25 protein-coding genes and 2 pseudogenes are annotated in these 23,928 nt (G+C 60.7%); 14 read left to right on the forward strand and 13 right to left on the reverse strand.

Translation table 11 applies throughout. The annotated features are described in order from the left end of the window. Positions 1-204: 204 nt before the first annotated feature. Both HX866_RS20130 and HX866_RS20135 read left to right on the forward strand, forming a co-directional pair. Positions 205-1,827 carry a methyl-accepting chemotaxis protein gene (locus HX866_RS20130; RefSeq protein ID WP_177096872.1) on the forward strand — a complete coding sequence of 541 codons (1,623 nt, stop codon included), beginning with the start codon at positions 205-207 and terminating at the stop codon, positions 1,825-1,827. Positions 1,828-1,950: 123 nt separating this feature from the next. After that, on the forward strand, positions 1,951-2,415 hold the full coding sequence (locus HX866_RS20135; RefSeq protein ID WP_177096874.1) for a hypothetical protein: 465 nt from the start codon (positions 1,951-1,953) through the stop codon (positions 2,413-2,415). A 1-nt stretch (position 2,416) separates the two neighbouring features. On the opposite strand, the gene HX866_RS20140 is transcribed toward HX866_RS20135, so the two are convergent. Beyond that, positions 2,417-3,220, reverse strand: coding sequence for a putative hydro-lyase (locus HX866_RS20140; RefSeq protein WP_177096876.1), 804 nt, complete (start codon positions 3,218-3,220; stop codon positions 2,417-2,419). Positions 3,221-3,552: 332 nt separating this feature from the next. Between HX866_RS20140 and HX866_RS20145 the strand changes: the two genes are divergently transcribed. The 3 genes from HX866_RS20145 to HX866_RS20155 all read left to right on the forward strand — a co-directional run bounded on the left by HX866_RS20145 (position 3,553) and on the right by HX866_RS20155 (position 7,346). Further along, positions 3,553-4,836, forward strand: coding sequence for an MFS transporter (locus tag HX866_RS20145; protein WP_177096878.1), 1,284 nt, complete (start codon positions 3,553-3,555; stop codon positions 4,834-4,836). 120 nt (positions 4,837-4,956) lie between these two features. Then, positions 4,957-6,201, forward strand: coding sequence for an OprD family porin (locus tag HX866_RS20150; RefSeq protein WP_177140292.1), 1,245 nt, complete (start codon positions 4,957-4,959; stop codon positions 6,199-6,201). A 218-nt stretch (positions 6,202-6,419) separates the two neighbouring features. Continuing rightward, positions 6,420-7,346 (forward strand): sterol desaturase family protein, encoded by a 927-nt coding sequence (locus tag HX866_RS20155; RefSeq protein WP_177140293.1) that lies wholly within the window; start codon positions 6,420-6,422, stop codon positions 7,344-7,346. Here the strand turns inward: HX866_RS20155 and HX866_RS20160 are convergent. Then, positions 7,297-7,977 carry a helix-turn-helix domain-containing protein gene (locus HX866_RS20160; protein ID WP_177140294.1) on the reverse strand — a complete coding sequence of 227 codons (681 nt, stop codon included), beginning with the start codon at positions 7,975-7,977 and terminating at the stop codon, positions 7,297-7,299. The two genes, HX866_RS20155 and HX866_RS20160, sit on opposite strands and share 50 nt — an antisense overlap. Continuing rightward, positions 7,978-9,096, reverse strand: coding sequence for a glycerophosphodiester phosphodiesterase (locus HX866_RS20165; RefSeq protein ID WP_177140295.1), 1,119 nt, complete (start codon positions 9,094-9,096; stop codon positions 7,978-7,980). It abuts the gene before it with no gap. A gap of 228 nt (positions 9,097-9,324) precedes the next feature. On the opposite strand from HX866_RS20165, the gene HX866_RS20170 reads away from it, so the two are divergent. Continuing rightward, positions 9,325-9,654, forward strand: a complete 330-nt coding sequence (locus HX866_RS20170; protein WP_177096889.1) for a DUF2025 family protein — start codon at positions 9,325-9,327, stop codon at positions 9,652-9,654. 14 nt (positions 9,655-9,668) lie between these two features. On the opposite strand, the gene HX866_RS20175 is transcribed toward HX866_RS20170, so the two are convergent. Both HX866_RS20175 and HX866_RS20180 read right to left on the reverse strand, forming a co-directional pair. After that, a complete protein-coding gene (locus tag HX866_RS20175; protein ID WP_177096891.1) occupies positions 9,669-9,992 on the reverse strand; it encodes an antibiotic biosynthesis monooxygenase family protein in 324 nt (107 codons plus the stop codon). After that, complete coding sequence (locus HX866_RS20180; RefSeq protein ID WP_177140296.1) at positions 9,989-10,699, reverse strand: CTP synthase C-terminal region-related (seleno)protein; 711 nt, start codon at positions 10,697-10,699, stop codon at positions 9,989-9,991. Before HX866_RS20180 ends, HX866_RS20175 begins: the two co-directional genes overlap by 4 nt. A gap of 73 nt (positions 10,700-10,772) precedes the next feature. Between HX866_RS20180 and HX866_RS20185 the strand changes: the two genes are divergently transcribed. Then, complete coding sequence (locus HX866_RS20185; protein ID WP_371319271.1) at positions 10,773-11,684, forward strand: LysR family transcriptional regulator; 912 nt, start codon at positions 10,773-10,775, stop codon at positions 11,682-11,684. 9 nt (positions 11,685-11,693) lie between these two features. On the opposite strand, the gene HX866_RS20190 is transcribed toward HX866_RS20185, so the two are convergent. From HX866_RS20190 to HX866_RS20205, 5 genes and pseudogenes are all read right to left on the reverse strand, one after another. Next, entirely contained in the window at positions 11,694-12,233 is a 540-nt protein-coding gene (locus HX866_RS20190) for a DUF1003 domain-containing protein (protein WP_177096896.1), read from the reverse strand. Between the two features lie 95 nt (positions 12,234-12,328). Next, positions 12,329-12,781: a methyl-accepting chemotaxis protein gene (locus HX866_RS34855; RefSeq protein ID WP_371319272.1), complete on the reverse strand. Its 453-nt coding sequence runs from the start codon at positions 12,779-12,781 to the stop codon at positions 12,329-12,331. 87 nt (positions 12,782-12,868) lie between these two features. Further along, a pseudogene (locus HX866_RS34860) lies at positions 12,869-13,831 on the reverse strand (PAS domain-containing protein); the annotation flags it as partial. A gap of 137 nt (positions 13,832-13,968) precedes the next feature. Next, positions 13,969-15,051, reverse strand: coding sequence for a diguanylate cyclase (locus tag HX866_RS20200; RefSeq protein WP_177096900.1), 1,083 nt, complete (start codon positions 15,049-15,051; stop codon positions 13,969-13,971). 168 nt (positions 15,052-15,219) lie between these two features. Further along, on the reverse strand, positions 15,220-15,834 hold the full coding sequence (locus HX866_RS20205; RefSeq protein ID WP_177096902.1) for a TetR/AcrR family transcriptional regulator: 615 nt from the start codon (positions 15,832-15,834) through the stop codon (positions 15,220-15,222). A 198-nt stretch (positions 15,835-16,032) separates the two neighbouring features. On the opposite strand from HX866_RS20205, the gene HX866_RS20210 reads away from it, so the two are divergent. Together HX866_RS20210 and HX866_RS20215 are read left to right on the forward strand one after the other, a co-directional pair. Beyond that, on the forward strand, positions 16,033-17,082 hold the full coding sequence (locus HX866_RS20210; protein ID WP_177096905.1) for an MBL fold metallo-hydrolase: 1,050 nt from the start codon (positions 16,033-16,035) through the stop codon (positions 17,080-17,082). 137 nt (positions 17,083-17,219) lie between these two features. Then, the gene (locus tag HX866_RS20215; protein WP_177140297.1) at positions 17,220-18,809 is read left to right on the forward strand and encodes an amidase family protein; all 1,590 of its coding nucleotides are present in this window, start codon (positions 17,220-17,222) and stop codon (positions 18,807-18,809) included. A gap of 49 nt (positions 18,810-18,858) precedes the next feature. On the opposite strand, the gene HX866_RS20220 is transcribed toward HX866_RS20215, so the two are convergent. Then, the gene (locus HX866_RS20220; protein ID WP_177140298.1) at positions 18,859-19,662 is read right to left on the reverse strand and encodes an SDR family NAD(P)-dependent oxidoreductase; all 804 of its coding nucleotides are present in this window, start codon (positions 19,660-19,662) and stop codon (positions 18,859-18,861) included. A gap of 118 nt (positions 19,663-19,780) precedes the next feature. On the opposite strand from HX866_RS20220, the gene HX866_RS20225 reads away from it, so the two are divergent. Together HX866_RS20225 and HX866_RS20230 are read left to right on the forward strand one after the other, a co-directional pair. Continuing rightward, positions 19,781-20,719, forward strand: a complete 939-nt coding sequence (locus tag HX866_RS20225) for a GlxA family transcriptional regulator (protein WP_177140299.1) — start codon at positions 19,781-19,783, stop codon at positions 20,717-20,719. Between the two features lie 108 nt (positions 20,720-20,827). Then, positions 20,828-21,388 (forward strand): AAA family ATPase, encoded by a 561-nt coding sequence (locus HX866_RS20230; RefSeq protein ID WP_177140300.1) that lies wholly within the window; start codon positions 20,828-20,830, stop codon positions 21,386-21,388. Between the two features lie 5 nt (positions 21,389-21,393). On the opposite strand, the gene HX866_RS20235 is transcribed toward HX866_RS20230, so the two are convergent. Then, positions 21,394-21,723 (reverse strand): helix-turn-helix domain-containing protein, encoded by a 330-nt coding sequence (locus tag HX866_RS20235; RefSeq protein WP_177096915.1) that lies wholly within the window; start codon positions 21,721-21,723, stop codon positions 21,394-21,396. A gap of 265 nt (positions 21,724-21,988) precedes the next feature. On the opposite strand from HX866_RS20235, the gene HX866_RS20240 reads away from it, so the two are divergent. The 3 genes from HX866_RS20240 (at position 21,989) to HX866_RS20250 (ending at position 23,679) form a co-directional block, all read left to right on the forward strand. Beyond that, on the forward strand, positions 21,989-22,390 hold the full coding sequence (locus tag HX866_RS20240; protein ID WP_040070208.1) for a type II toxin-antitoxin system HicB family antitoxin: 402 nt from the start codon (positions 21,989-21,991) through the stop codon (positions 22,388-22,390). Positions 22,391-22,452: 62 nt separating this feature from the next. Continuing rightward, complete coding sequence (locus HX866_RS20245; RefSeq protein ID WP_177096917.1) at positions 22,453-22,749, forward strand: chorismate mutase; 297 nt, start codon at positions 22,453-22,455, stop codon at positions 22,747-22,749. 633 nt (positions 22,750-23,382) lie between these two features. Continuing rightward, positions 23,383-23,679: a fructose-bisphosphate aldolase gene (locus tag HX866_RS20250; protein WP_177096919.1), complete on the forward strand. Its 297-nt coding sequence runs from the start codon at positions 23,383-23,385 to the stop codon at positions 23,677-23,679. A gap of 88 nt (positions 23,680-23,767) precedes the next feature. Here HX866_RS20250 and HX866_RS20255 read toward each other — a convergent pair. After that, a pseudogene (locus tag HX866_RS20255) lies at positions 23,768-23,928 on the reverse strand (ribonucleotide-diphosphate reductase subunit beta); the annotation flags it as partial.

Here is a 23,928-nt window from a genome sequence, read left to right on the forward strand (position 1 = left end):
CGCGTTTTTTTCACGGCCGAGGCGTATGATGCGCGCCGTTGACCGATGGTCGGCCCCATTCAAGTACCGCACCGGTACGTCGATGGTAGTGATGTGTAATCCACAGCACTAAGTGGCCTCGTGCCCGGTTGTCGCTGACAAGGATGTTTCGACTCCTTGCGTTTCCTACAGGGGACGCTTAATCCTTGTTCAGAGATTCTTCCCATGTTGCAACAATCCCTGCGAGCCCAGATTCTCGCGCTCCTGAGCGGTAGCCTGATCGCTGTGTTGCTGATCGCGCTGACCTGTTTTCATTTCCTGTCCAATAGCGTTCAGGATTATCGCAACCTGATCGAAGGCCCCTTGCACACCTCGCACTTGATCGATGAGGCCAATGTGCAATTCAAGGCACAGGTGCAGGAGTGGAAGGATGTCCTGTTGCGCGGCAAGCAACCGGAGGATTTCAACCGGTACTGGTCGCAGTTTGAAGCGCGTCAGCGCGATGTGCAGGACATCCTGGGCCGTCTGGACAGTCAACCGGGCATGGATGCACGGCTCAAATCGCAGATCGAGCAGTTGCGTGAAGAGCACCGGGTGCTGGGCTCCGCTTACCTGAAAGGCCGTGAGGCCTATCTGGCTGCCGGGTCCGACGCGAGCGCCGGTGACCAGGCGGTCAAGGGTGTCGACCGCGCCGCCAGCGAGCAGATGAAGACGCTGGTTGCCGAGCTGCGCCAGCAAGGTGATGAGCAGTCTCAGGCCATCAGTGACAATGCTGAACGGACAATCTGGATCGGCATCCTGGTGTTGGTGGCTTCGGGGCTGTTGATCGGCTTGTTGAGCCTGTGGCTGATCAACCGCAATCTGGTGGCGCCGATCCGCCGCCTGATCGACTACGTGGCGCAATTGAGCCATGGCAAGTTCGAGAATCGGGTCAATGCCGATCGCCAGGACGAACTGGGTCGCCTGGCGGTGGCGGCGAATACCTTGCGCGACTTCCTCGCGGAGACCTTCAGCCATCTCAAGCGCAGCACCTCGGACCTGGACGGCGCCAGCGGTGAGTTGAGCTCGATTGCCGGCCTGATGGCCAACGGCACCCACGAACAGTTCCAGCGGACCGACCAGGTGGCCACGGCGATGACCGAAATGTCCGCCACGGCCCAGGAGGTCGCGCGCCATGCGGTGGATGCCGCTACGGCGGCGGATGACGCCGACCGTGCGGCCCAGCAGGGTGAGTTGGTGATGCAGTCGACCATCGAGACCATTACCCGGATGCGTGGCGAGATCAGCACCACCGCCGCGGTTATTCGGCGGCTGGAAGCCGATAGCGGGCGGGTCGGCAAGGTCCTGGAAGTGATTCGCGGGATCGCCGAACAGACCAACCTGCTGGCGCTCAACGCCGCTATCGAGGCCGCTCGTGCCGGTGAAGCCGGACGCGGCTTTGCCGTGGTTGCCGATGAAGTGCGCAGCCTGGCCCAGCGCACGGCGGCGTCGATCATCGAGATCAACCAGATCATCCATTCGGTGCAGACCGGTGCGGTGGATGCCGCCCAGGCCATCGAAGGCGGACAGGCGCGCAGTGAAGAGAGCGTCGAGCAGGTGACCGAGGCCGGTGCCATGCTCGAACGTATCACTGTGGCGGTGGAGGCGATCCGTGACATGAACCGTCAGATCGCCACCGCCGCCGAAGAGCAGACCTCGGTGGCCGAAGATATTTCGCGCAACCTGACCGAGATCACTGCCATCGCCAGTACCAACCTGGACAACGTCAAGCGCACTGAGACCGCCAGCCAGAACCTGCACGGCTTGTCGGGACAGTTGAATGACGTGACGGCCCGTCTCGGGGCCTGATTGGCCGCCACAGGGACGTGGCCTTGTATCGGGACGCTGACACGCGTGATACAGAATCAATCTCAAAGATGGCGCAAGTCTGTCGATGACAAGATTGCCCATAACTGAATCGGGAGATCCCCCATGGTCAGCATCACTTCGGTCACCATTGCCCCAACCCTTTCCACCACCAGCACCAACAAGAACACCGGCACCACCAGCACCACCGATACTGATACCTCCAGCACCACCACCACAGGGGCTGCGAGTAGCACCACCCAGGCTGGCGGCACCCCACCGGCCGGCGCTGGCGGCGCGTCCGGTAGTGGCAGCGACAGCTCCAGCAGCAGTTCTTCCTCCCAGCAGGTCCAGGACCTGCAAAAGCAACTGGCCGATCTGCAAAAGCAATTGCAGCAAGCGGAGTTGCAAATGCAGAAAGCCCAGGACAGCAAGGGCGACCCGGACGCCAAGGCCACCTTGCTCGCGACTGCGGAATCCCAGGTGTCTTCCATTGCCGGTTCGATTTCCACCGTCAGCGCTGCCCTGACCACCGCCTTGCAGGCAGAGGGCAGCAGCACCTCGGGCACTTCGGTGAACACCACCGCCTGAGTCAAAGGCTGTGATTGTGCAGATCGCTCACCAGCATGCAGCCCGGTGCATGGGTAATGCATAACGGTGGGCGTGACGCTTGCACCACCGCTTGCGGGGTCACGCCGCAAGCCCAGAACACCGGTAGCTCATCGTCAGCCAGGGGCACGGCGTCACCATAATCCGGTGTGCCGAGGTCGTGGATGCCGATCAGTCGCGGGTCGCCGATGTGTACCGGTGCGCCATGCACATTGGGCATGCGCCCGGTGATCTCGATCGCCCGGATCGCGTCGGCGGCCTTCAACGGCCGCATGCTCACCACCAGCTTGCCTTGCAGGCGCTCGGTGGGGCGGGTCTCTATATTCGTCTGGAACATCGCCACGTTGCGTCCCAGTTTGACGTGGCGCAGGTCGATGCCGGCATCCAGCAAGGGTTGTTCGAAGGAGAATGAGCAACCGATGGCGAAGGCCACCATGTCGTCGCGCCAGAGATGCTTGATGTTCTGCGGCTCCTCGCTCAGTTCGCCGTGGCGATAGACCCGGTAGCGCGGGACGTCGTGGCGGATATCGACGCTTTCGCCCAGGTGGCGGAACATCGGGTCCCCGGGTTGAGTGATGTCGAGTATCGGGCAGGCCTGGCGATTGAGGGTGCAGAAGCGCAGGAACTCATCGGCCCAGTCCCCCGGCAAAATCACGATATTGGCTTGTACCCGGCCCAGGCCCAGGCCGCTGGTGTGGCCCTGGTACTGGTCGGTGGCGATGTGTCGGCGCAAGGCGCGCGGCGCCAGATGGCGCAACTGATCGAAGGACAGCGCAGGCAGGTTCATCGAACGTCTCTCTTGTGTTGGGTCGAGGCCTTTTTAGGGCGCCGCGACAGCCCCGTCCAACGAGAAAATCTGTTATTGCGAACAAGAAAAACTGATCCACGCTGACGCACAGTGCTCCTGAATCCGGCACGGGTCCCTGAGGGGCCATCAACTTTTCTTATGCATTGACCGGCTTTTTTCCCGTTTGACGCTGAACCGCTCCGGCGCGAAGAATCCACCCCACGATGTAGCGCATCTGCATCGGTTCTCCACGACAACGCCTTCACAAAAAAACAACGAGGCGTGTCCGTCATCTTCCCTTGCTGCCGCAGGAACCCTCCATGGAACACACCATGACTGATAACGTGCCTTCAGGGACGCGCCGTGCCGGCCCGTTCAGTTGGTACGGCCCGCTGTCCAAAAATGAAAAGCGTACTTTCTGGAGCTGCAAGATCGGCTATGGCCTGGACGGCATGGACACCCAGATGTTGAGTTTCGTGATTCCCACCTTGATTGCCACCTGGGGCATTTCCAAGGGGGAGGCCGGGCTGATCGGTACCTCGACCTTGTTGGCCTCGGCGGCCGGCGGCTGGATCGCCGGGATTCTGTCCGACCGCGTCGGTCGGGTGCGCACCCTGCAACTGACGGTGCTGTGGTTTGCCTTCTTCACGTTCATGTGTGGGCTGGCGCAGAACTACGACCAACTGTTGGTGGCGCGTACGCTGATGGGCTTTGGTTTTGGTGGTGAGTGGACGGCGGGGGCGGTGCTGATCGGCGAGGTGATCCGTTCCCAGGATCGGGGCAAGGCGGTGGGCATGGTGCAGGCCGGTTGGGCCTTGGGCTGGGGCCTGACGGCGTTGCTGTATGCCGGCTTGTTCAGTTTTCTGCCACCGGAGCAGGCCTGGCGGGCACTGTTCATGATCGGTCTGGTTCCGGCGCTGTTCGTGCTGGCGATCCGTCGGTTGGTCAAGGAGTCCGATACCTTCGAGCAGGCGCGGGACGAGCGTCTGACCCAAGCTGAAAAGCCTTCGCCGTGGGCTTTTTTCGAGATCTTCGCGCCACGGATGCTCAGCACCACCTTGCGTGCCTCGTTGCTGACCACTGGCGCCCTGGGCGGTTACTACGCGATCACCACCTGGTTGCCGACCTACCTGAAAACCGAACGTGGCCTGAGCGTACTGGGCACCGGCGGTTACCTGGCGATGGTGATCGTCGGCTCCTACGTCGGTTACGTCGTCAGCGCCTTGCTGACCGATGCCATCGGCCGCAAGAAGAACTTCATCCTCTTTGCCGTCGGCTCCATGAGCATCGTCCTGGCCTATACCCAGTTGCCCATCGATAACACCTGGATGCTCTGGTTGGGCTTTCCCCTGGGGTTCTTCGCCTCGGGCATCTTCGCCGGCATGGGCGCGTTCCTCACTGAGCTGTTTCCCACCCGCATGCGTGGGTCGGGCCAGGGCTTCTGCTACAACGCCGGGCGCTCCATCGCCGCGTTGTTCCCGCTGTTCATCGGCGCGCTGAGTGAAACCCTGCCGATTGGCGTCGGCATCGGCGTGTTTGCCGCCGGTGCTTACGCCGTGGTGATCCTGGCGGCCCTGAGCCTGCCGGAAACCCGCGGTCGCCAGCTAGAGAACTGATGCTCGACGCACCTGGGTCCGGCGGGCCCAGTCACTACTGATCCTGACATTTCAACCACATCGGCCGCGATCCCAACGCCCCCGAGAGGGTCGGCTCGCGTCCGCGATAAGGAGCACACCATGAAGCCGTTCGATTATTTTTCCCGTTTGTCTGTGCCGGCGGGCACATTATTGGGCCTGGGCCTGATTTGCGCGCCGAACGCCCAGGCGGATTTTCTCAGCGACAGCAAGGGCAACCTGGAGCTGCGCAACTTTTACTTCAACCGGGATTTTCGCCAGGCCGGCTCCCGGGAAAAGGCCGATGAATGGGCCCAGGGTTTCCTGCTGCGCATGGAGTCGGGTTACACCGAAGGGACCGTGGGGTTCGGTCTCGATGCCCTGGGCATGGTCGGTTACAAACTGGACTCGGGACGTGGCACGGCCGGCACTGGCCTGCTGCCGGCGGACAGCCGCAATGGCGGCTCCCAGGACAGCTACGGCAAGCTGGCGGCAGCGGCCAAGGTGAAGATTTCCAATAGCACCCTGAAGGTCGGTAGTTTCCAGATGAAGGACCCGGTGATCATTTCCAACGATACCCGTCTGCTGCCCGGAACCTTTCAGGGCGCGCTGGTGAACGTGCAGGAAATCGACCACCTGAAGCTGACCGGGGGTTCGTTCAATCAGATCCGCTACGTCGACTCCACCGATGATCAGAAGATGACGGCCAACCGCATTGGCGGTTCGAGCGACAAGTTCCAGTTCGCCGGGGCCGACTACCAGTGGCTGCCCAACCTGCTGACCCAGTACCGCTATGGCAAGCTGGAAGATGTCTACCAGCAGAACTTCATCGGCCTGTTGCATAACTGGGACCTGGGCCAGGGCCAGAGCTTGAAAAGCGACCTGCGTTACGCCCGTAGCACCGAGGATGGCAGCTTCCGTCCGCTGGATAACCGCGCCTTGGGCGGCATGTTCACCTACTCCTTCAAGGGCAATGCCTTGGGCTTCGGTTATCAGCGCATGAGCGGCTCGGATCCGTTCCCATACATCGGGCACAGCGACCCGTACCTGGTGAACTTCGTGCAGATTGGCGACTTTGCCAATATCAACGAGCGTTCCTTGCAGGTGCGTTATGACTACGACTTTGCACAACTGGGTGTGCCGGGCCTGACCTTCATGACCCGCTACGTGTCCGGTGACAATGTGCAACGCACGGTTCCGGGTGAAGGCCGGGAATGGGAGCGCAACACCGATATCGGCTATGTGTTCCAGGATGGCACGCTCAAAGGGGTAGGGGTGAAGTGGCGCAATGCGACGGTGCGCTCGAACTTCGGCAATGACCTGGACGAGAACCGCCTGATCATCAGCTATACCTTGGCGCTCTGGTAACAGCCGGCAGGGCACTTCCGTTGTTGTCCGACCCGACCTGAAACATGGACTCTGCAGGAGCCGGCTTGCCCGGCTCCTGCCGTTTTTTTTGGGAACCGGGAGTCGGCCCTGGACGGGCATCGACCAGGACGAAATCCGCGGCGCGTCGATTGCGTTGTTTGTTCAATCGCCCGTTGAAGGGAGCTTTCATGCTGGACGCCTCTGAAGAGGAGCGTCCCATGAAAAGTGTATTGAGTTGGTTGTATGCGCCAGTGTTCTGGTGCGGTTTCCTGGGGGCGAGCCTGGGGCTGTTTGAACAGCTCTGGAGCTTGCCCTTGCTGTTTTTGTTGGCCGTGATGGTGTCGTTTCTGGCGGAGTGGGGGTTGCCCTATGAACCGCTCTGGAACCACTCGAAGGCTGACCGTTTCAGGGATATCGCCCATGGGCTGGTCAATGAAAGTCTCAATGCCCTGGGGCTGCTGGTCTTGCCGATACTGGCGCTGTGGTTGCCGTTTGCCGTGGTCTGGCCCCAGGCGTGGCCGTTGTGGCTGCAACTGTTGTTGGCGGTGGTGATCGCCGATGCCGGGATCACCCTGGCGCACTACGCGAGCCATCGGTTGCCGTGGTTGTGGCGATTGCATGCGGTGCATCACAGTGTGCAACGCATGTATGGCTTCAATGGCCTGATGAAACATCCGTTGCACCAGGCACTGGAAGCCACGGCGGGCTTGCTGCCGCTCTGGCTGCTGGGCATCCCGCAGGGTGTCGCGGCCCTGTTGGCGTTTGCCATTGCCATTCAATTGCTGCTGCAGCATTCCAATGTCGCTATGCGCCTGGGGCCGTTACGCTGGATCTTCGCCTGGGCGCCGTTGCATCGCTTTCACCACATGAAATACGGCAAGGCCGGGGATGTGAATTTCGGGCTGTTCTTCACGCTCTGGGATCGGTTGCTGGGGACGGCCTTTTACACGCAGGGGTACCGGATCGGCGAGGGTGACCTGGGGATTGGCACACGTGCGGACTTCCCGGTGGGGTATGTCCGGCAACTGATCGATCCGTTTATCTCGGCACCGACGCATCCGGCTCCCGTGACGCCTGAGCCGTTGCAGCGCCGGGTCAATCCAGCAGTCGTACCTGGATCCGGCCCAGGGCGTGAGCAGCGGTGACCCCGAAGAGTTTTTTCATGGTTCGGGAAAAGTGTGCGGAGTCGGCAAACCCCGCGGCATGGGCCGCCGCCGTCAGTGAGTCGCCCGCCAACACCCGGGCCAGTGCCAGGCGCAGGCGACGCCAAAGCACCAGGCGGCGGATCGGCAGGCCGAGGCGACTGGCAAACAGTCGTTCCAGTTGGCTCTGGGACAGGTTGGCAGCCCGGGCCAGGGCGTCGGCCGAGACTTTACCTTCCAGCGAATGTTCCAGGGCCAGCAGGGCGCGGGCGATGCGTGGGTCTTCGAGAGGACGGCGGGGGCACCGGTGCAAGGCGTCCTCGAGGGCCGGCAATGACCATTCGACCTGGCTCAGGGCCTGTTGCAGGACGCCCAGATCAAGGGTCAGGGGTTCCGCGTAGAGCGAGAATGAACGGCCCGGTGCCTGGAGGATGGCATGGACACGCTGCGCCTTGATGAAAAAGTCATGGCGGCTGTGGGGCTGATCATCGAGCAGCAGGGTAACCGGCGCCTCGGGCGCCAGGATCACCTGGTGGGCGTAGTGGGCATGGGACGCGGTACGCCCCAGTTCACCGTGGATCAAGGCGTAGTCGCGTCCCAGCCACAGGGCGCCGGTCCACTCGCTGTTGTTCACTCAGTAGCCGTTGGCTTCGAGAATCTGCGGTATGGTTTTTGGCGACGGGCGCTTGAAGTACTTCAGCAACTCGGCCGAGCGGTTGGTGAAGATGCCATCAACCCCGGCATCCAGCACCTTCTGGTAGTCCCTCGGCGTGTCGACGGTGTACACATGCACCAGCATGCCCTGGTCATGGGTGTATTGGTTCATCCAGGGTTTGACCAGGTCCGAATAGCTCTGGTCGCCACCGTGGGTCAGTTCCGCCGAGGGGCCGGTACCGATCGCGCCCTGGGACTTGGCGTAATCCACCCACTTCTCGAATTCGGCCTTGTCCTTGGGTTCCTGCCTGGCGTAGTAGGCGGCCTTGGTCTTCTCGCCGGAGTCGGCGAAGCTCACCTTCGACTTGGGCTCGATGTTGCCGTCACCGACCCACAGCAGCAGGATCTTCGGCGTATCCGGCATTTCCTTGTGCAACAGTTCCAGGCTGCTCTTCTCGAAGGTCTGCAGGATCACTTTGCCTTTGCCCTGGCCGACCTGGGGCTGTTCCTTGGACACCAGCGAGTTCGGGCTCAGCAGGCCGCGTTCCTGCAGTTTGTTCTTCAGCTCATGCTCGATACCGGGAAACTGCTTGGGTTCCTTGGTTTCGATGTACAAGCCCGGCTGGTGTTGCGGATTGGCCTGGGCGATGTCGATGATCTGGTCCAGGCTGAGGATTTTCAGGCCGACGTAGGACGGACGTGCCCGCTCGGGGTGGGCCTGGTTGAACCAGCTGCCGGCGTCCAGGGTTTGCAGTTCGGCCCAGGTAAACGCGTTGGCCGGGCTGTCCTTGCGCTCGGGGAACTTGCTGGCGACGTCGGTGGTGCGTGACAGGTTATTGTCGTGCAGGGCGAAGATCACCCCGTCCTTGCTCCGTTGCAGGTCCATTTCCAGGTAGTCGGCGCCCAGGTCGCGGGCCAGCGTGTAGGAAGCAGCGGTGGATTCCGGGGCATCGAAGGAGGCGCCACGATGGGCGATCACCGCAGGATGGGGAATACCATTCGACGCGGCGAGGGCACTGGAGGCGCTGTTGGCCTCGGCGGTGCCCAGACCCAGTAACAGACTCAGGGCCAGGGCGCTTTGGGTGAGGGGGGCGGCCATGCTCGAATTCCTTTCGCAGAGAGTGAGTATCAGGGGCTACTTTTAGCAGCTGATTGCTATAGCGGCTATCGCGAAACTGACACAAACCTGCTCCAGATCCGGTTTTCGGCTTTTTCATCGGGTAGGGTGCCTGAGGCGTTGTCGCTCATTTCCCCGCCAGAGGGAGAGGCCTGCCCTGCGTGTAAACCAGCCATCCATGAGCCTTGGGGCTCTTCAGCGAGGTTTACCATGACGATCACATCCGAGCTTATCTGCCAGGCCGCCGACCAACTCAAGGGATTTGTCGGCTTCAATCGCAAGACCGCCCAGTACATCGTTCGCTTCAGTGAGGACTCGTTCGGCATGGACGTGGCGGATGACGCCATCTTCCCGGCGTGCGAGTTTGTCTGGCTGCCGGCCGCGCAGGAGACCATGCGCCTCTGCCGTGAGCGGATCCAGCTGTTGCTGGCGCAGAACATCGATGACCGGATCAACATCAGCGAACCGCTGCGGGTCTACCAGCGGCGTGTCGATGTCCCTGAGATCGTGGCGCTGCGCCGGGCGCTCAGCGCCTCTTGATGAGCGGCTGGCGGTCAGCGCTGGAAAGGGTAGGCGCGTTCGACCTTGCATACCCGGGTATGAAAGGCCTCGTACCAGGTTGAACGACCACGTTCGCGGATTTCGCTGTGCTCGGCGTGCTGTTTCCAGGCGAGGATGGCCGCCTCGCTGTTCCAGTAGGACACGGTGATACCCAGCCCGTCCTCGCCCCGGGCGGACTCCATGCCGAGAAAGCCCGGTTGTTCTCCGGCCAGCTCGACCATGCGCTGCGCCGCTTCAGCGTAGCCTTGATCACCTTCGGTACGCAGGGACGTGAAGATGACAGCGTAGTAAGGCGGTTGTGGTGTCTGGGCAATCATTGTGGCTGACTCGCGCAGGCGGCCAGGAATGCGCTGACCAGCGCCGGCGTATGGCCTTGCAGCGCCGCGCGCTCGGGCTGGAACAGGGTCGCGACGAAGAAGGGGTGGCCCTTGAGTTCGACGGTTCGCAGATCGCCCTGGGCATCGTGGCCGCTGGCGCGCAGGTCACCGTCGAGCAAGGCGCTTTCGAACGCGGGGTTGATACCGTAGCGGCAGTGGTAACCCTCATGGATGTCCAGGGTTCCGTAGGCCTTGGCGATCCGCGTGTCTTCGAGCAGCCGGATGCGGTCGTGGGCTTCGACCAGGGAGCAGCTCAACGGTGCAATCACTGCGCGTGGCGAGTCGGGGGATATTTCGCCATGTTCGGCGTCCGCCCAGCCCAGTACGTGCCGGGCATATTCCAGGATCGCATGCTGGAAACCGCCGCAGGTGCCGAGGAACGGACGTTGTTGTTCGCGGGCATGGGTGATCGCCAGCAAGGCGCCTTCCAGGCTCCGATAGGGGCTGGCCGGTACGCACCAGAAACCGTCGAAAAGACCCAGGTCGGTCTGCGGCGTCAGGCTGTCGGTGGCCAGCCAGTGAGCCTGTATGTTCAGCCCGGCGGACTCGGCCGCCCGTTGCAGGGCCACGGGAATGGCGCGGTGGGCGGTGACCTGTGGGTCATGGTCGCCGATCAGGGCGATCTTCAGGGGCGGGCGCTGTTCCATGGCTGTTGCTCCAGGCTTGTGGGGGCTCGCAGCGAACTATAAGGTGGCGCTGACGCATTCAATATAGGCAGTTATCCAATTGATCAATGCACCGCTGCACTATCGGTTGGAACATGCCGACCTCTCGCTGATTCTGGCGCTGGTCCGGGGTGGCTCCCTGGCGCGGGCGGCGGCATTGCTCAAGGTCGATGTGTCGACGGTGTTCCGTTCGGTGCGTCGACTGGAGGCCGCGCTGGGGCGCGAGTTGTTCGAAAAGAGTCGCGCCGGTTATCTGCCCACCGGTTTGGCGCAATCCCTGGCCGCACAGGCGGAGCGCGCCGAGCAGGCCTTGGAGGCGGCGTGCGTCAGCATCGAGCAGGGCGGCGAGGTGATCAGCGGCACGGTGCGCCTGACCTGCACCGACTCGGTCTTGCAGATGCTGTTGTTACCGGCGTTGGCGCGGTTCATGCCGGCTTATCCGGCTCTGACCCTGGAACTGAGCACCAGCAACGACTTCGCCAACCTGAACCGGCGTGATGCGGATATCGCCGTGCGCCTGACCGCTTCACCCCCTGAACATCTGGTGGGTCGTTGCCTGGGAGCAGTGTCTTATCGGGTGTGTGCCAGCCCGGGGTATTTGTCGGCGGCGGCGCCTGGGGATCTGGAGCGACTGGCCTGGATCGCGCCAGACGATTTTCTGCCCGATCATCCGAGCGTGAGCTGGCGTCGCCAGTGTTTTCCCGGGGTGGTGCCGAGTTACCGCTGCAACAGCATGCTGTCGGTGGCGGAGCTGGCGCGGGCCGGGTTGGGAGTCGCGGTGCTGCCGGACTTCATGATCGGCGATGAGCGGGGCCTACGGGCCCTGGCCGAGGTGCCGCCCAACTACGACACCGCGTTGTGGTTGCTGACCCGCCCCGACTGCCGGGCGTTGCGTTCGGTGGTGACCTTGTTCGATGAACTGGCCCGGGCCATTCGCCTCGGGCAGGATGCCAAGGCACCGGCCTGAGCCGTTTCGTCAGGGTTTACGCACGAAATGCTCGTGCATCTCCAAGGTCAGCCCCTCGATACGCTCGGTCAGTTGCTTGGTCATTTCGGTCAGATGGGTGTTCTGCTCCAGCAGCGCCAGCAGTTGTTCGGTGGTTTTCTCCGCTGCGGCCTGACGTTCGGTATTGGCGACGGCCAAGGCTTCGCGGTGTTGGGCGTCCGCGTCGGCATGGGCCTTGTCGCGTGCGGCCTGACGGGTCTGGGCCAATAGAATCAAAGGGGCGGCGTAGGCCGCTTGCAGGCTGAACGCCAGGTTGAGCAGGATGAACGGATAGACGTCGAACTGGGTCACGCCGGCGACGTTGAGCAAAATCCAGGCTGCGACGATGACCGTCTGGGCGCCGAGAAACATCGGTGTACCAAAAAAACGCGCAAAGGCTTCAGCCTTCAAGGCAAAGGTGTCGTTGCCGAAGGTGGTGGACAAATGGGCGTGGGGGCGGTGGAAACGCAGGTGGTCGATGATTTTCTTCGAGGTTTCGGGGTTTTTCGCTTCGAGGTTTTCGGACGTCATGGTGAACTCTGCAAGGCGTGGGAATCAAGGCTCACTATAGCCTCATCCGCCACTGCCGGCGCCGTCCGTGGCGCGCTTGCCTGGCTCGTTGGCAGTCAGCCCTGCTCACCGGCGAACATGCTCACCGCACGTACCGCGTGATTGGCCCCTTCGCGAATCTGCAGGATCACCGTGCCGGCCTGGTCCGCCAGGTCAACGCCTTTGGCGGCCCGGTCGCGGGTGCCGTTCATGCTGTCGATGGCTTGCAGGGTTTCGCTCTGGATCATGCCGATCATCCCGGAAATCTCCGCGGTCGAGCCGCTGGTGCGTGCCGCCAGCAAACGCACCTCGTCGGCGACCACCGCGAAGCCGCGTCCCTGTTCGCCCGCCCGCGCCGCTTCAATGGCCGCGTTCAGCGCCAGCAGGTTGGTCTGGTCGGCAATCCCGCGAATGGTGTTGACGATGGCCGTGATCTGTTCGGAGCGCTCGCCCAGCTTGGCGATCAGCGAGGAAGAGCCTTCGATGTTCGAGGCGATTTCACGCATTTCAGTGGCCGCCTGCTGGATCACGCCGGTACCGTGCTCGGCGACTTTTCGCGTCTCGATCGAGAGGTGGTAAGCCTCGGTCGCACTCTTGGCATCCTGTTCGTGTTTCTCGACACGGCTGGTGATGTCCGAGGCAAACTTGACCACTTTGCACAGCCGGCCGCTGGCATCGTACACCGGGTTGTAGCTGGCCTCGACCCACAAGGTCTGGCCCCGTTTGCCAACGCGTTCGAACTGGCCGTTGAAGAACTCGCCCTGGTTCAGCCGACGCCAGAAATCCTGGTACTCGCTGCTATTGGCGGTGGCCGGCTTGCAGAACATCCGGTGGTGCTTGCCCTGGATTTCCGCCAGGGTGTAGCCCATCAGCCTGAGGAAGTTCTGGTTGGCGGCGATGACGCTGCCGTCGGGGTTGAATTCGATCGTCGCCATGGCCCGGTCAATGGCCTGCAACTTGCCGTTGGTTTCGTGCTCCTCCTGCACTCTGGCGGTGATGTCCAGGGCGTATTTGACGACCTTGGACACGTTGCCCCGATCATCCTTGATCGGGTTGTAACTGGCTTCCAGCCAGACGATCCGGCCATCGGCCGCGACCCGCTCGAAGGTCCCCGATTCGAACTGGCCAGACTTCAGCCGCGTCCAGAACTGGCTGTACTCGCTGCTGCGGGCGTAGTTGGGCGTGCAGAACATCCGATGCGCCTGGCCCACTACCTGTTCTTGACGATAACCGGTGGCCTTGAGGAAGTTCTCATTGGCACGCAGGACCGTGCCATTGAGGTCGAACTCGATCACGATCATGGAGCGTTCGATGGCGGCAAGTTGGCTGGCTTGTTCGGCGACGGACTGTTGCAGGGTGCTGATGGTTTTTTTATGGGAGGCAAATAGCATGGCGTCGACTCGGAGAGGGATGCAACGTGAAAGTTTGTCCCTGGTCGTGCGGCTTGCGGCTTGTCCGCGAAGGACAAGGGAAGCTGTAGCCCGATGCCAGCGCTCCATGGCTGGCAATTCAATGCGGCTTGGGTGCCGCAAACCATTTTTGATGCAGGGCGCTGCACTGCTGCGCCCACGAAAAACCATGGGCTGTGCAAATGCCTGTATCCAAGTAATCGTTCGGAAAGGTGCTGGCTAAATAGTGGCCAATTGATATTTGTTATACAAATAAAAGCACAATTGTACAACTTTGTCCGATGATCTTTCAGATCAGCGGAAACTGTTCAGGCCGGGTTGGCCACGCTGCTCGAGGTCACCTCGGCGATCTCCGCATCGGCGCTGTTGACCTTGTTGCGGCCCGTATTCTTGGCGACATAGAGCGCTTTGTCGGCTTCGTTCAGCCAGGCTCCGGCATCGTTGAAGTCCGTGCGGCAGGTGGCCAGGCCGATACTCAGGCTGACCCGTAATTCAGGGACGTCGGCATTACGATAGTTGCCAAACACTTCACGCAGGCGCTCCATCACTTCATTGGCCCGTTTCAGGGACATCTCCGGCAGGATCACGCAGAACTCGTCGCCGCCATACCGTCCGGCCAGGTCGTCTTCACGCAGGTTGTCGCGCAAGTCCTTGCTCAACTGGCGCAGCACGCTGTCGCCGACCAGGTGGCCGTAGGTGTCGTTGATGGCCTTGAAGTGGTCGATGTCGATCAGGGCAATCACTGCCTGGCAATGGCTGTAGCGGCATTTGTGGAACTTGAGGTGCAGCAGGTCTTTCCATGAGCCGTGATTGAGCAACCCGGTCAGGCTGTCGGTACGGCTCAGGGCGCTGAGGGTGCGTTTGTGTTCGGCCAGGTTGATCGCCACTTGATAGCAGCCCATGCCGATCACCAGGGGATAGAGGATCAGTACCGGCAGCACGCTGTAGATCTGCAGCGGCGTGGTCTCCGGGTTGAACGCCGGGGTGAAGATCAGCCAGGACACCAGGATGCCGATGGCCTGGGCGACCAGACCCTGGGCCATCAGGCGTGGGCCGCCAGCGGCGACGTTGTGCATGGCCATCAAGGCAAGCATGTTGATGGTGGTCAGGGGCGTGAACTGGATGGTCGCGGCCCAGAAGCCCCCCATCAGCGAATCGATCAGGATATTGCGGCGTTCAGCCCGGTAGGGGAAGGGCGAGCGTTTGGCGACTTGATAGGCCAGGTGCGGCCAGGCCACGACATTGAGGGTCAGCAATACCCAGATCCAGGTCGGCATGGCCAATGGATAAAGTGCGGCGATTACGCTGAAGCAGCCGATACCAACGCCTACCGTGCGGGGCAGGTAAATGCGCTTGGCAAACGATAGCCCTTTGCCTCGTTGGATTTGCATAGGTTTTTTGCGCCACTTTATTCATCTGAACACCTGGGCGGTGCTCTGCACGGAACGGCCGTTCATCGGATAAGAAGGATGAATATTGTCGGGCATTCCGTAAAGAATAATCAGTGTCCTTCCAAGCCATTTCGAGGGTCTTGAGATGGCTTGGGTCGTCTGTGCCGGCTATTTGACGATTTCGTAGCCGGCGAGGAACAAATCCAGCGACGATTCTATGACGCGGCTCTGGGTCGGCGGGTCCAGGGGAGGCTGGCCGAGGCTGATCTGTGGCCAGAAAGCGAAGGTTTTGAGCAGGCCGTGCAATTGCGCGGCGGCGAAAGCCGGGTCCACGGATTTGAAGGTGCCGTCGGCCTGGGCATCACGAATCCACTGGTTGAAGGCTTCCTCCTGTTCAGCCAGGCGCGCGACCATGCCCTGGGCCCGTTCGGGTGAGTGAATGGTGGCGGCGATCGCCACCCGGGCAAGGTCGAGGAAACTGCTTTCACTGAGCAGGCGCAGCTTCAAGGCCATCAATTCGCGCAATTGCTCGCGCAGGCTGCGATCCGGGTGGTAGGACATATCCACTTGCGCCGCACTGCTGGCCCACAGGTGGTGCATGATTTCCGCGAACAACTCTTCCTTGCTGGGAAAGTGGTTGTACACCGTGCGCTTGGACACCTCGGCCTTGGCGGCGATCTTGTCCATGCTGGTGGCCTCGAAACCGTCGGCGCGAAAGGCCTCGATGGCCGCCTGGATAATAGCTTCACGTTTGCGGTCGGTCAGGCGTAGGGGAGCGGTCATGGGCGGCTTCGGCAAGAGAAGAAAAGTTACACTCGGTAGTTTACTTATCGACAGCGTTGTTGCAAGCTTGAAACTACACTGTGTAGTGTAGTTACTCCACTCCAGTATTTCATCGGTTCAAGGCTTGCGTGCAGCAGCCATTGATCATCCAGCAGAAGAACGTGGGAACCCTTGGCGGTTTCCGGGAGTCACCCTGTTATGACCACTCGTTCGCTTACCCGCGCCAAACCCTCCTCCTTGCACGTGCAGGGGCAGTACCGCAACCATGCGCCAACCCCCCAGGGCGGGTTCGTCAAGATGCTCGGTATTTTCTGGCGCTCGCTGTTTAACAAACCGCGCAATACCCGCCCGGCCGGCAGTGTCCCGGTGCTGGGGTTGACCCGTGAGCAACTGCTGGCGGCGCCGGACTTCAGTGTTTTTCGTCTCGGCCACTCGACCTTGTTGCTCAAGCTGCAGGGGCTGTTCTGGTTGACCGACCCGGTGTTCGCCGAACGTGCGTCGCCGGTGCAATGGGCTGGCCCCAAGCGTTTTCACCAGCCGCCCATCAGCCTCGAAGAGCTGCCGCCTATCGAGGGCGTGATTCTTTCCCACAATCATTACGACCATCTTGACTATAAGACGGTCCTGCAACTCGCTGCCAAGACGCGCTATTTCCTCGCCCCGATGGGCGTAGGCGACCTGCTGATCAAGTGGGGCATCCCGGCCGACAAGGTTCGGCAACTGGACTGGTGGGAGGAAACCCAGGTCGGCGGTATTCGTTTCGCCGCTACCCCGGCCCAGCATTTTTCCGGCCGCACGCTGCGCGACAGCAACCAGACGCTGTGGGCGTCCTGGGTGATGATGGTGGGTGACCAGCGGATTTTCTTCAGTGGCGATACCGGCTACTTCGAGGGTTTCAAGCAGATCGGCGAGCATTACGGCCCCTTCGACCTGACCCTGATGGAAACCGGGGCCTACAACGTCGATTGGCCCCATGTGCACATGCAACCGGAGCAGAGCCTGCAGGCTCACCTGGACCTCAAGGGCCGTTGGTTGCTGCCGATCCACAACGGCACGTTCGACCTGTCCTTCCATGCCTGGCATGAACCCTTCGACCGTATCCTGGCCCTGGCCTGGGAACGCAATGTGTCCATCACCACGCCGCGGATGGGCGAAGCTTTCAACCTGCAGCAGCCCCATCGCGGGTATGCCTGGTGGCTGGAAGTGGAACACTCGGAAGAGGCAAAAACACCCATCACGGCGCGCTAAGCTGTCCCACGGTTTGCATTGATTTTTCACTCAGCCTGCAACCGATTGTGTCCGGCGCTTCTGACGGAAGCGCCCATTAGGATGACCGCCGCCAGTGAAATGGATCACTGGCGTTTGGTTTTATCAGGACACGATTCATGTATCGAACCCTCAGAAAGCGCATCGCGGTGTTCACCCGGTTGGCGTTGCTGCACGCCTTTTGTCTTACACCGCTTGTCAGTCAGGCGCATACCCCCGCCCCACCTGTGTTCCCGGCGTCAGCCTCGGTTAAAAACGAGGTGTTGGCCGGGATGGTCTATGCCGGTACCGCCGAGGTGGCACTGGCGTTGACCGAAGGGCGCTTCACTTCGCAGGAACTGGTGAGTTATCTCATTTCGCGGGCGGCTGATCTGGACTCGTTCGGTCCGGCCATCGAGGCAGTGATCGAGTTCAATCCCGAAGCCTTGTCGATTGCCCGGACGCTGGACGAAGAGCGCCAGGCTGGCAATATTCGTGGCCCTCTGCATGGCATCCCGGTGTTGCTCAAGGACAACATCCACACTGCCGACCAGATGCAGACGGCGGCCGGGTCGCTGGCCATGGTCGGGGCTGTGGCGGCTGACGACGCGTTCATCGTGCAAAAACTTCGCGAGCAGGGCGCCATCATCCTGGGCAAGACCAATATGAGCGAGTGGGCGAATTTTCGCGGTGACCAATTGCCCGATGGTTGGAGTGGTCGAGGCGGGCGGACAAGGAACCCCCACGCACTGGATGGCGATGTCTGTGGTTCCAGTTCCGGTTCCGCTGCGGCGATAGCGGCGGGGTATGCGCCTCTGTCGCTGGGGACCGATACCTTCGGTTCGGTGATTTGCCCGGCGGCGAGGAATGGTATCGTCGGCCTGAGGCCTTCCGTGGGATTGCTCAGCCGCACGGGTATTATTCCCGCTTCCCGTGAACTCGATAGCGCCGGACCGATGACGCGCACCGTGCGCGATGCCGCCTTGCTCCTCAATGCCATGGCCGCCCTCGACCCGCAAGACCTGGCCACCGCACAGGTGCCCGCCAGGCAGGACTACACGCAAAAGCTGAGAGCCGATGCATTGCAAGGAAAGGTCATCGGTTATCCCAGCCGCTTCCAGCCTGGCAGCAAGGACTTGAACGAGCATCCACAGTTTGCCCAGGCCCTGGACACCCTGCGTGGCGCCGGTGCGCAACTGATTCCGGTCGATTTGAAAGGCACCGATTGGAGTGACAACGATTGGTCTCGGGTCTCGCGTTTGTTCGATCTGTCGATCAAGCGGGTGCTGCCCGGCTATCTGGCCAGCCGCTCGGGTCTGAAGGTTTCGACGCTCCAGGAACTGGTTGATTACAACGACAAGCACCCGGGGGCGGAGAACTACAACCAGAACCTGCTCACACGCGCCAACGCGCGGGTCGTTGACGAGGCCGAGTACTTGAAACTGTCGGATGGGCTGGGCGATGAAGCGCGCAGTAATGTCGACAAGCTGTTGGCGGACCATGGATTGGATGCGGCATTGGGAGATCCCCATCCGTTCGCGATCCTTGAACTGGGCAGCGCAACCTTTGCCGGGTATCCGGGGATTACCGTGCCTTCGGGCATGGACGCCGATGGCATGCCTACTTCGGTGTATTTCTACGGTGCGCGCTGGAGCGAGGCCGAGTTGCTGGCGATCGCCTACGGTTACGAACAGGCCTCGAATGCGCGACAGGACCCAGACTTTGAATAAGCCCGGGTAGTTGTCGGCCTGCCGCCGAGTGAGGCGGCAGGTTGCAGGGTCAGCCTTTTACGGCATAACGAGCGGCTGGCACTGTGTGCGAAAGATTGGGCTTGAGTGCCTGGCGAGCTTGTTCGAACGCCTGCCAATCGGCAATCTCCGGCAGCGACGGGATAGTGACCACCTCGCCGAGCGCCAGGCCGGCGAGCGCGGCATCGACCAGATCGTCACTGTTCATCACGATCTCACCGGGCAGATGCTGGATGGGCAATCCGGCGATGTCCCAGAACTCGGTGCGGATGGCACCGGGCAATACGGCCTGGACCTTGACGCCTTTTTCGCTCAGTTCGTGATGCAGGGACTGAGTGAAGGCCAGTACGAAAGCCTTGGTCCCGCCATACACACCGTTGAGCAACTCGGGCGCGATGGCCACGATGGAGGCGATGTTGATAATCGTCCCTTCTGCGCGGGCGACAAAGTTGCTCGCCGCCGCTTTGGCCAGATGGGTCAGGGCCACGACGTTCAAGTGAATCATCGCATCCATTTTCGCCTGTTCGGACTCCAGCAGCGAGGCGGCCGCGCCGACGCCGGCGTTGTTCACCAGCAGGCTGATCCGTTGATCCTGTTCAAGGAGCTGGGCGATCCGCTTCAGATCGCCCGCGTCATTCAAGTCAGCCTGAACCACCTCGACGGTCCGCTGGCTGTCCTTGCCCAACCGGGCGGCCAGTTGCTCCAGGCGTTCGCGATTGCGTGCCACCAGAATCAGGTCGTATCCCTGGTGCGCCAGACGGTCGGCGTAGACGGCGCCGATGCCGGAAGAGGCGCCGGTAATCAGGGCAAAACCTTTCGAGGATGCTTGAGTCATTGCAAATCTCCAGAGTGGCCAACGAGATGTCGGCGTTGCTGGAATTAAGATTATGGTGGTAATTTATTGTCTGCAATGCCATATCTCCCACCTTTCAAGACATCATCGAGTCCTGCCTATGATCCGCGTTGGTATTATCCTGTTCCCTGGTTTCCAGGCGCTGACGTTGGCGACGGGTACGGTTTTCGAGCACGCCAACCTGGAAGTTGAGCGCGAGGTCTACCAGGTAGACCTGCTCTCCGAGCACGGTGGTACGGTCAGAAGCTCCATCGGATTCAGCGTCGAGACCCAACCCTTCGGCGTGCAGGATTACGACACGCTGGTGGTGGTGGGGGATAACGACCTGGTGCCGGGGACGGCAGGCCTGATTGACTACCTGCGAAGCGCACCGGCTTTTGCCCGGCGTATCACCTCGGCGTGCACCGGCTCGTTTCACTTGGCGGCGGCCGGTCTGCTCGAAGGGCGACGGGCGACCACCCACTGGTACCACGCTCGGATTTTCAAGCAACTGCATCCCGCTGTTCGACTGGAGGAGGATCGTATCTTCATCGTGGATGGTCCGATCTGGACTTCGGCCGGCATGACGGCCTGCATCGACCTGGCGTTGGCCCTGGTAGAGCAGGACCTGGGGGTGGAAGTCACGCGCAGTCTCGCCCGTACGTTGGTGGTCTATCACCGCCGGACGGGTGGCCAGTCGCAGTTTTCCGCGCTGCTGGACCTTGATCCGAAGTCTGATCGTATTCAAAGCGCCCTGGCGTTTGCCCAGGAGAATTTGCGCGAAGATCTATCCGTTGAGCAACTGGCGCAAGTGGCTCACCTCAGTCCGCGTCAGTTCAGCCGATTGTTCCGTGCCGAGACCGGCCAATCGCCGGCCAAGGCGATCGAACACCTGCGTTTGGAAGCGGCGCGGTTGATGATGGAGTCGGGCTGGCATTCCATCGACATCGTCGCCCGCGACACCGGCTTCGCCGATCCGGAGCGCATGCGCCGCGCCTTTTTGCGTGCTTATGGCCAGCCGCCGCAGGTTATCCGGCGCTCGCTGCAATTGCAGATGTAGCCGTTGTACGGAAACACTCGCCTGGTTCGCGAGACTTTTCGTACAGACCCCGAGCGAGTAGGGGGCTACCATGGGTTCGAGACGGGAAGCGGAGCGTCAGAAACGACCATGGCTCATCGAATTCATCTTTTCGGCGCGTCGGGTTCCGGTACCACGACCTTGGGTGTTGCACTGGCTGAACGCCTGGGTGTTGCCCATTTCGACTCGGACAACTTTTATTGGCAGCCCGCCGACAAGCCTTTCAGCTGCAAGCGCCCCCGTGACCAGCGGGTGCAGTTGCTGCGTGAGCAACTGGCCGTGCAGGACAACTGGGTGCTCTCCGGTTCGCTCTGTGGCTGGGGCGATTCGGTGATTCCGGCGTTCACCCTGGCGATTTTCCTGCATCTCGATCCCGAGGTCCGTTTGCAGCGTTTGCGCCTTCGTGAATTCCAGCGCTACGGCGAGCAAATTCACGAAGGTGGAGAGCGGTTTGTCGCGACTCGCATCTTCCTGGAGTGGGCCGCCGGCTACGACACCGGCGACCATGGCACCCGCAGCCTCAAGCGTCATGAAACCTGGATCAGGAGCCTGCCGTGTCCGGTGTTACGACTGGACACCACCGAGCATGGCGTGGCGGCGTTGGTCGAGCAGGTAATACGTGCGCTGGAGCGGCCGGCAGCATCGCTGTGAGGCTGTTATTCGATCAGTTCGTAATCCTTGCGCTCAATCGGGTCCGGTGTGGTTCCGCGGATATTCATCCCACGTCCGGGGGCAAATCCGGGAAAGAACACCAGGCCTTCGGCTTCGAAGCGAAAGGCCAGGGCCAGCCGGGTGACATCCTTGAGTAATTCCCCGGCTTCGAAGCGTTGGATGGCGGCGACCGAGACGCCGGACTCCCGGCTCAGTTGCTCATGGCCCCAGCCCAGCATGACGCGTGCCTGCAGGCAGTGTCGGGGCGTGAATTGATGCAAAACGATGCGTTCAACGGTGGTCCTCATCACATGACTGGCGGCTTGGCTGGGCATGGCACTCTCCGGGCTTGATCGGCTGATTTGAAAATACTGTATTTTTGTACAGTTGTTTTTGAGCCTGATCAAACGTTTTTTCAGCATTCCGATTATCGGTATCGAGCGGCGGTATTCGTAGAGCGGGGATCGGCCCATGCGCAGATCGCCCCTCCGGTGAACACTGTGGGACATGCTTTGTTACGGCCTTTCTTTGCTTGATAAAAACAATGTTGTGTAGGGTGTGTATTTTCAGCCTGATGTAAACACATGGGCGAGGTATCCAATGAAATTTCCAGTCGTATTACACAAAGAGGCTGAGTCGGACTACGGCGTGACCGTACCGGATGTGCCGGGCTGTTTTTCTGCCGGAAGCACTTTTTCCGAAGCCTTGGAAAATGTGCACGAGGCCCTGGCTTTGCACTTCGAGGGTTTGCTGGCCGATGGCGAGCCGTTGCCCCATGCACAGGAGGCCGATGTCTATCTGGACAATCCGGATTACGCAGGCGGTCTCTGGGCTATTGTCGACTTCGATGTGACGCCTTACCTGGGCAAGTCGGTGAGATTCAATGCTTCGTTGCCCGAGCATCTGCTTGAGCGGATTGACGAGCGTGTGCAGAAGGATCATCGCTACGCCTCGCGCTCCGGGTTTCTGGCGACGGCGGCGTTGCGTGAGTTGTATGCCTGATGAGTTGTAAAGGGCGTAAGGGATAGTTCAAAGTACCGGGATCAAAAAGGAGATAGAACGACATGGCCGTCCATTGCACATCACTCGAAGAGGTCCGCGAAAACATTGATCGCCTGGACCGGAAGATCGTCATGCTGCTGGCGGAACGGGGTCTTTACGTCACTGAGGCTGCGCGCTTTAAAAAAGACAGCGATGCTGTCAGGGCGCCGCAACGCGTGGAACAGGTGATTGCTAAGGTGCGGGGATTATCCGAGGAGTACGCCGCCAATCCCGATGTGGTCGAACAGGTCTATCGGGCCATGATTGCCGGGTTTATCGAGCAGGAGTTGCAAGAGCATGGAAATGCTCGCCACTTATAGCCTCTCACCTGGCATCACCCAGGCCGCTTCGAGGCACGCCAGGCAGAAAATGTTGACCGAACATCACAAGCCATCATTGTCATCAATTTGGAGAGGATTTCGGCTCTTTCTGCGGATTTTTTTGCAGATTTATTGAAGGCTGGAGGCCTTGTTTTTAAAGGTTTTTAAGAGCTTGTAGCATCGTTTTTTTGGAGAAAGTCGCAGATTTTTTTGCAGATATTTTCCGGCAGGAATATCGAGGTTGTGAAGGTAGGCTTCGGTTTGTTTTTCAGGCTGGGAACTCCGCTCCAGTCGTCAGCGGTAACCTGTCTTACTTGCAGGTCAGAAAAGTCATCAGTCATTTGTTGGATGTGGCTAATTGTTCCTGATGGAGGGGCGGGCTTAGAGTCTGAATGGCTCGTTGGATAATCTGGCGAGAAGGGTTTCGCAGCCCTTTCTATGAACACGAAAAAAGCATCATGAAGGTGTCGGCGGTTGTATATTTGCCGCTGCTTGTTTCATGGTGGCTGTGTGTGGGAGGCTTCCGAGCCTGCCGATTTTTCGTGTTCTTTCGGTCTGCGAACCCGCACACAGCTGCCACCCATTTCGTTTCGCAGCGAAGGGGGCCAACTCTCTAGAACACGGAGTTTGACTATGCATACCGAACATACCCCCAGGCGCTTTATCCCGATGGACAGCGTGTCCACTGAGTTCCCGGTTCTCTACATCGACCGCAATGCCCCGCTGGTTGATCTGCATGCCTGCGTCAGCGAGCGCATGCGGGCGGTCAACAAGCTGATGACCTTGTTTACCTGTAGCCGGCTGAGCGATAGCGATCCACGAGACCTGGGCAATATCGCCTCGATCTCACGGCTGTTGCTACAGGATGCCAGTGACGTATTCGATGTGATCGAGACGCGAGGGTTGGAAGCGAAGCACTTGGCCTTATGACGCAGTGATCACACGCAAACAAAAAAGCCCTGAACGAGTTCAGGGCTTTCCGGTGTTCCAGTCTATTCACCCAAGGTGAACAGCCACATCAATCCCAGCTCAACGCACCGCCAGTCTGATACTCGATCACGCGGGTCTCGAAGAAGTTCTTCTCTTTCTTCAAGTCCATGATCTCGCTCATCCATGGGAACGGGTTAGTTGTACCCGGGTACTCTTCCTTCAAACCAATCTGCGACAGGCGACGGTTGG

Source organism: Pseudomonas gingeri (assembly GCF_013386165.1).
Lineage (GTDB): Bacteria > Pseudomonadota > Gammaproteobacteria > Pseudomonadales > Pseudomonadaceae > Aquipseudomonas > Aquipseudomonas gingeri_C.